We start from the raw sequence: 6,707 nt of genomic DNA, 5'->3' as shown, positions 1-6,707 counted from the left end.
CTCCTCGTGTCCTCGGTGGTCGCGCTGGCGCCCACGCCCGACCGGCGCTACTACGGCGGCGCGAAGAGCCTCGTCGAGCAGCTGCTCCTCGAGCTCGTCGCCGCCCACCCGCACGCACGCCTCGACGTGCTCTACCCCGGGCGGCTCCTGGCCGCGGGGGAGGGCACGCGACCGTGGCACCGGCTGCACGCGCGGTTCGACCGCGTCGCGGCGCACGTCGAGCGCGCGCTGCGGTCGTCGCAGCCGCTCGGCCGTCGTCGCGTCGTCGGCCTCGACGCGCGCCTGTGGCTGCTGGTGCGCTCCCTCTCCCTCGTCGTCCAGGCCGTCCGGCCCGGACGCGTCGATCCGACCCCCGAGCTCGTCGACCCGAAGGTGGCCCCCTGATGTGGAAGAAGCGCGCACTCGACCTGTTCCTCACCGTCGTCGGGGCGATCGTCTGGGTGCCGGTGGTGCTCACCGTCGCGGCCGGCATCCTCCTCGCGGAGGGGCGTCCGGTGTTCTACCGCTCGCGCCGTCGAGTCAGCAGCGACGAGGTCGTGCTGCTCACCAAGTTCCGCACGATGGTGCGCAACGCCGACAAGCTCGTGAACCGCGACACCGTCCCGGTCGACGACACCACCCGCTTCCTCAACATCCCCGCCGACTCGCCGCTGTACACGCGCATCGGCCGGTTCGTGGAGCGGTTCGCGCTCACCGAGCTGCCGCAGCTGTGGCACGTCGTGCGCGGCGACATGAGCGTCGTCGGCAACCGGCCGCTGCCGCAGAACGTCATCGACTGCCTGCGCGAGGAGTTCCCGCAGGTCTCCGACCGCTTCCTCACCCGCGCGGGCCTGACCGGACCGGCGCAGCTGGTCGGTCGTGAGGCGCTCGGCGACGCGGAGCGCCTCGACCTCGAGGCCGCCTACTGCCGTGCCTGCCTCAACGGCTACCAGGCGCGCCTGGACATCGTCATCCTGGCGGCTACGATCCTCGGCGTCCTGGGCATCGGTCGCGACCGCGATGCGCGCGCCGTGCACGCCCTCATCGCCCGCCACTCCGGACGTTCGCGCTCGTACGCGCTCGCGCCCACCGGCTCGACGCGCTCCGCAGGAGGTCGCGCCAGCGGCGCCGCCGCGCACCGGTAGGCTGTCGGAGTCGTCCCCCTCGCAGGAGAGAGAGCTGCATGTCGCACGGATCGTCGCCCGCGTCCTGGACCGCCGTCCTGGTCTGCCTCGCCGGCTTCACCATCGGCGGGATCGCTCTGATCCCCGAGCCGCACTGGGTGCCCTTCACGATCGGCGCGGCGCTCGCCGTGATCGCCGGACCGCTCGGCCTGGTCATGTCGCGCATGGGCTTCGGCGCCGAGCGCGCCCCCGGCCACGGTGCGACGGCGCACGGCGTCGACGAGCACCGCGGCGTCACGGACTGACCCTCACGTGAGCAGCGACGGGCCCGCCTGGGGCGAGCGGCCCGAGTCGGACGCTCCGACGCCGCCGCCCGCCGCCCCCGCCCCGCAGTACCCGACCTACCCCGGTCAGGCGCCCGAGGGCGACGTCGCCGGTGCGCCGCACCCGGTGGCGGCTACCTCGGCCGCGTCGTCGCCGGCCCTGCCGGCCGCCCCGCCGGTCGCGCCCGCGGCCGAGCCGGCCGGGTGGTGGATCCGCGTGGCCGCGGCGTTCGTCGACTTCCTCGTGCCGTTCGTCATCACCTGCATCCCCTTCGTCGCGGGCTTCGTCGTCGCCTTCTCGGGCTCGAGGTACGACGAGGCCACCGACACCGTCACCGACGTCGAGCCGGGCGGCTTCGTGATCACCGGGCTCGCCGTCGTCGCCTTCCTCGCCTTCGACGCGTGGAACCGTGGCCTGCGGGTGGGCTACCGCGGCGAGAGCCTCGGCAAGCAGCTCGTCGGCGTGCGCATCGTGCGACGCGACGGCACCGTCACCGGACCCCTTGAGGGCTTCTTCCGGTGGATGATCGGACTGTTCCTGCAGTGGACGTTCGTCGGCCTGCTCGTCGACCTGCTGTGGCCTCTGGGCAACGACGCGCGGCAGACGGTCCACGACCTCGCCGTCGGCACGTTCCCGATCCGCACCTGACCGGTCCCGCTACGTCAAGCCCGACACGCCAGGTACTGCTCGGCTGGACCCGGCGTCCGCGCCACGCTTGGATGGTGGCAGAGCCGGGGCAGCACCCGGCCCGACCGGAGGAAGAGATCCATGGAGCCGTTCCCCGCCAGTCCCGAGCCGGAGTACCGACCCGAGGGCAAGGGCCCGCGCCCGGCGTCGGTCGCCACCGCCGTCAAGCTCATCTGGGCCAACGTCGCGCTGAGCCTGCTCTCCGCGGTGCTCGCCTTCGCGATGCTCGACGACCTCATCGACCAGGCGATCGACAACGCCGGCTCCGGCGCGACGATCGACCGTGACGCGGCCCGTATCGGCGCCATCGGCGCCGTCGTCTTCGGCCTGATCATCGGCGTCGGCCTCGCGGCGCTGTTCGCCTACTTCATCGGCAAGGGCGCCAACTGGGCGCGCATCGTCTACACGGTCCTCATCGTGATCGGCGTGCTCGGGTCGCTGGCGCAGCTGGGCGGCCAGCCGCCCGTCCTGCTGGTGCTCTCGCTCGTCAGCCTCGCGATCGGCATCGCCATCGTCGTCTTCCTCTACCGCCCCGACTCGAACGCGTACTTCAAGAAGAAGGCCTGAGCCGGACGCCCGCCGCCCCGGCCCGATCCCGCACGATCGGACCGGGGCGGTCGCGCGTGCGGACGCCAGGACCCAGGGCCGTCGTCCGCCTGCTGCGCGGGTACCCTCGGGGGAGCAGCTCGAACCCTGACGAGGAGGTGGCCATGACGGTGCTCGACGACATCCTCGCGGGCGTCGCGGAGGACCGCGCCGCCCGACAGGCCACCTGCTCCCTCGAGCAGCTCAAGGAGCAGGCACGGCTCCAGCCGCCCGCGCTCGACCCGATGCCGACGTTCCGCGCCGACGGCGTGAGCGTCATCGCCGAGGTCAAGCGGGCCAGCCCCAGCAAGGGCGCCCTCGCGGCCATCAAGGACCCCGCCGGTCTCGCCCGCGACTACGCCGCCGGTGGCGCCGCCACGATCAGCGTGCTCACCGAGCGTCGCCGCTTCGACGGCAGTCTCGACGACCTGCGCGCCGTCCGCGCCCAGGTCGACGTGCCCGTGCTGCGCAAGGACTTCATCACCACCTCCTACGAGCTCTGGGAGGCGCGTGCGGCAGGCGCCGACATGGCGCTGCTCATCGTCGCCGCGCTCGACCAGCAGGCCCTCGTCAGCCTCATCGAGCGGGCCCGGTCGATCGGCCTCACGCCACTCGTGGAGGTCCACGACGAGGACGAGGTCGACCGCGCGCTCGACGCCGGCGCCGAGCTGATCGGCGTCAACGCCCGCGACCTCAAGACGCTCGAGGTCAAGCGCGACACCTTCGAGCGGCTCGCGCCCCGCATCCCCGACGGTGTCGTCCGGGTGGCCGAGTCCGGCGTCCGCGGTCCGCACGACGTGCTCGAGTACGCGCGCGCCGGTGCGCACGTCGTGCTCGTCGGCGAGACGCTCGTCCGTGGCGACGACCCCCGCGCCAGCGTGGCCGACCTGGTCGCGGCCGGAGCCCACCCCGCGCTGCAGCAGAGGCCCTGACGTGGCTGCCACAGCGTCGCGGCGATGGTGACGGTCGCACCCGCCCCACCGACCCCTCTGCACCCCGCCACGCCAGGGAGACACCCATGACCGTCTACGCCCAGCCGGACGCCACCGGCCACTTCGGCCGCTTCGGTGGCCGCTTCATGCCCGAGGCGCTCGTCGCCCCGCTCGACGAGCTCGCGGAGGCCTGGGCCGACGCGCAGGCCGACCCGTCCTTCCTCGGCGAGCTCGACCGCATGTTCCGCGAGTACGCCAACGTGCCCAGCCCGCTCTACGACGCCACCCGGTTCTCCGAGGCGGTCGGCGCGCGCGTGCTGCTCAAGCGCGAGGACCTCAACCACACCGGCGCGCACAAGATCCGCAACGTGCTCGGCCAGGCGCTGCTCGCCAAGCGCATCGGCAAGCCCCGCGCCATCGCCGAGACCGGCGCCGGCCAGCACGGCGTCGCCTCTGCCACCGCCTGTGCCTACCTCGACCTCGACTGCACCGTCTACATGGGCGAGGTCGACACCGAGCGCCAGGCGCTCAACGTCGCCCGGATGAAGATGCTCGGCGCCGAGGTCGTGCCCGTCACGACCGGCAGCCGCACCCTCAAGGACGCCATCAACGAGGCGCTGCGCGACTGGGTGGCCAGCGTCGACCACACCTCCTACCTGTTCGGCACCGCCGCGGGTCCGCACCCGTTCCCGACGATGGTCCGCGACCTCACGCGCGGCATCGGCGACGAGGCTCGCCGCCAGGTGCTGGAGCTGACCGGCAGCCTGCCCGACGCCGCCGTGGCGTGCGTCGGCGGAGGATCGAACGCCATCGGCCTGTTCACCGCGTTCATCGACGACGCCGACGTGCAGCTCCTCGGCGTCGAGGCCGGCGGCGACGGCTACGAGACCGGGCGCCACGCGTCGCCGATCACGGCCGGCGAGGTCGGCGTGCTGCACGGTGCGCGCTCCTACCTCCTGCAGGACGAGGACGGCCAGACGATGGAGTCGCACTCGATCTCGGCCGGGCTCGACTACCCCGGGGTCGGGCCCGAGCACTCCTACCTCGCCTCGATCGGCCGGGCCCGGTACGTGCCGGCCACCGACGCGCAGGCGATGTCGGCGTTCGACCTGCTGTGCAAGACCGAGGGCATCATCCCGGCCATCGAGTCGGCGCACGCGCTCGCCGGGGCCGTGGAGCTCGCGAAGGAGCTCGGCCCCGACGCCACGATCCTCGTCAACCTCTCCGGCCGGGGCGACAAGGACGTGCACACGGCCGCCGAGTACTTCGGCCTGATCGACGGTCCGGTCGTGCTCGAGGAAGGCGTCGAGGAGTGAGCAGCAGCATCGACGCGCTCTTCGAGCGCACGCGCGCCGAGGGGCGCGCCGCGCTCGTCGGCTACCTGCCCGCCGGCTTCCCGGACGTCGAGACGTCGGTCGCCGCGTTGACCGCCATGATCGAGGGCGGCTGCGACCTCGTCGAGATCGGTCTGCCGTACAGCGACCCGGTCATGGACGGCCCCACCATCCAGGAGGCCGCCGAGACGGCGCTGGCCAACGGGTTCCGCACCAGCCAGGCGTTCGACGTCGTGCGCGACGTGGCCGCCGCGGGCGCGCCCGTCGTGGTCATGACCTACTGGAACCCGGTCGAGCGCTACGGCGTCGACCGCTTCGCCGCCGACCTCGCCGAGGCCGGGGGAGCGGGTCTCATCACGCCCGACCTCATCCCCGACGAGGCCGAGGAGTGGGAGGAGGCGTCGCGCGCCCACGGGCTCGACCGCACCTACCTGGTCGCACCCTCCTCCACCGACCGCCGGCTCTCGATGACCGCCGACGCCGCGAGCGGGTTCATCTACGCCACCGCCGTCATGGGCGTCACGGGAGCCCGGCAGGAGACCAGCTCGCTGGCGCCCGAGCTCGTCGCGCGGCTGCGCGAGGTGACCGACAAGCCCGTCGGCGTCGGCCTGGGCGTCAGCAACGGCGCCCAGGCGCACGAGATCGCCCAGTACGCCGATGCCGTCATCGTCGGGTCCGCGTTCGTGCGCCGTCTGCTCGACGCGCCCGACCCGACCAGCGGCGTCGAGTCGGTCCGTGAGCTGGCCCAGGAGCTGCGCGAAGGAGTCGTCCGATGAGCCTGTCGAGCGCTGGCCTGGTCGCTTACATCCCCAGCCCCTCCACGGGTGTCTGGCACCTCGGGCCCTTCCCGCTGCGGGCCTACGCGATCGGCATCATCGTCGGTGCGCTGCTCGCCATCTGGATCGGCGAGCGTCGTTTCGTCGCGCGCGGCGGACGTGAGGGACTCATCAGCGACGTCGCCATCTGGGCGATCCCGTTCGGCATCGTCGGCGCGCGGATCTACCACGTCGCCACCGACCCCGAGCTGTACTTCGGCGAGGGACGACGCGCCATCGAGGCGCTCTACATCTGGAACGGCGGGCTCGGCATCTGGGGCGCCATCGCCGGCGGCGCCGTGGGCGCGTACATCGCGTGCCGTCGTCACGACGTCTCGTTCCTGGCCGTGGCCGACGCGCTCGCGCCGGGCCTGCTCGTCGCCCAGGCGGTGGGCCGGATCGGCAACTACTTCAACTCCGAGCTGTTCGGCCGCCCCACCGACCTGCCGTGGGCGCTCGAGATCGCCCCCCAGCACCGTCCGGCCGGGTACGAGCAGTTCGCGACGTTCCACCCCACGTTCCTCTACGAGCTGCTGTGGAACCTCGCCGCGGCAGCCCTGCTCGTCGTCCTCGACCGCCGGGTGAGATTCACGGGCGGTCGGGCGTTCGCGCTGTACGTCATGCTCTACACCGCAGGTCGGTTCTGGATCGAGCAGCTGCGCATCGACACCGCCAACCACGTCCTCGGCGTCCGGCTGAACGTGTTCACCGCGGTCATCGTGTTCCTGGCGGCCCTCGCGTACTTCCTGTGGAGCCGGCGTCGCGACCGTGCCGCGCAGGACGGCACGCCCGCCGACGAGGACGCCACCGCCTCCTGACCCGTCCGACGTCGGGCAGGCCAGCCTGCGCTGCGGTGACACGGGGACGATCGCGGCCTAGGTTCGTGCCGTGAGCACCCCTGAGCCGCTGCCCGACCCGGGCGCCGTC

General features: G+C 72.9%; 9 protein-coding genes. All 9 read left to right on the top strand.

Annotated elements, in window-relative coordinates:
• On the top strand, positions 1 to 384 hold a 384-nt coding region (locus A6Q79_RS07770), incomplete at its 5' end, for a hypothetical protein (protein ID WP_317697565.1).
• Positions 384 to 1,124, top strand: a complete 741-nt coding sequence (locus tag A6Q79_RS07765) for a sugar transferase (protein WP_067858177.1) — start codon at positions 384 to 386, stop codon at positions 1,122 to 1,124. The genes A6Q79_RS07770 and A6Q79_RS07765, both read left to right, overlap by 1 nt.
• Positions 1,125 to 1,162: 38 nt before the next feature.
• Complete coding sequence (locus A6Q79_RS07760; RefSeq protein ID WP_067858174.1) at positions 1,163 to 1,408, top strand: HGxxPAAW family protein; 246 nt, start codon at positions 1,163 to 1,165, stop codon at positions 1,406 to 1,408.
• A 7-nt stretch (positions 1,409 to 1,415) separates the two neighbouring features.
• Positions 1,416 to 2,075: an RDD family protein gene (locus A6Q79_RS07755; protein WP_286690922.1), complete on the top strand. Its 660-nt coding sequence runs from the start codon at positions 1,416 to 1,418 to the stop codon at positions 2,073 to 2,075.
• 120 nt (positions 2,076 to 2,195) lie between these two features.
• A complete protein-coding gene (locus A6Q79_RS07750) occupies positions 2,196 to 2,681 on the top strand; it encodes a hypothetical protein (protein WP_067858168.1) in 486 nt (161 codons plus the stop codon).
• A 143-nt stretch (positions 2,682 to 2,824) separates the two neighbouring features.
• Entirely contained in the window at positions 2,825 to 3,631 is an 807-nt protein-coding gene (gene trpC / locus A6Q79_RS07745; protein WP_067858165.1) for an indole-3-glycerol phosphate synthase TrpC, read from the top strand.
• Between the two features lie 86 nt (positions 3,632 to 3,717).
• Complete coding sequence (gene trpB / locus A6Q79_RS07740) at positions 3,718 to 4,947, top strand: tryptophan synthase subunit beta (protein ID WP_067858163.1); 1,230 nt, start codon at positions 3,718 to 3,720, stop codon at positions 4,945 to 4,947.
• Entirely contained in the window at positions 4,944 to 5,741 is a 798-nt protein-coding gene (gene trpA / locus A6Q79_RS07735) for a tryptophan synthase subunit alpha (RefSeq protein ID WP_286690923.1), read from the top strand. The genes trpB and trpA overlap by 4 nt, the downstream gene beginning before the upstream one ends.
• Positions 5,738 to 6,598, top strand: coding sequence for a prolipoprotein diacylglyceryl transferase (gene lgt, locus A6Q79_RS07730; protein WP_286690924.1), 861 nt, complete (start codon positions 5,738 to 5,740; stop codon positions 6,596 to 6,598). The genes trpA and lgt overlap by 4 nt, the downstream gene beginning before the upstream one ends.
• The last annotated feature ends 109 nt before the right edge of the window (positions 6,599 to 6,707 follow it).

Origin of the sequence: Aeromicrobium sp. REDSEA-S32_B7 (assembly GCF_001626145.1) — a bacterium.
Classification (GTDB): Bacteria; Actinomycetota; Actinomycetes; order Propionibacteriales; family Nocardioidaceae; genus Aeromicrobium; species Aeromicrobium erythreum.
Note: the sequence above shows the minus strand (reverse complement) of the source record. Positions and strands in the feature narration are given on the sequence as shown.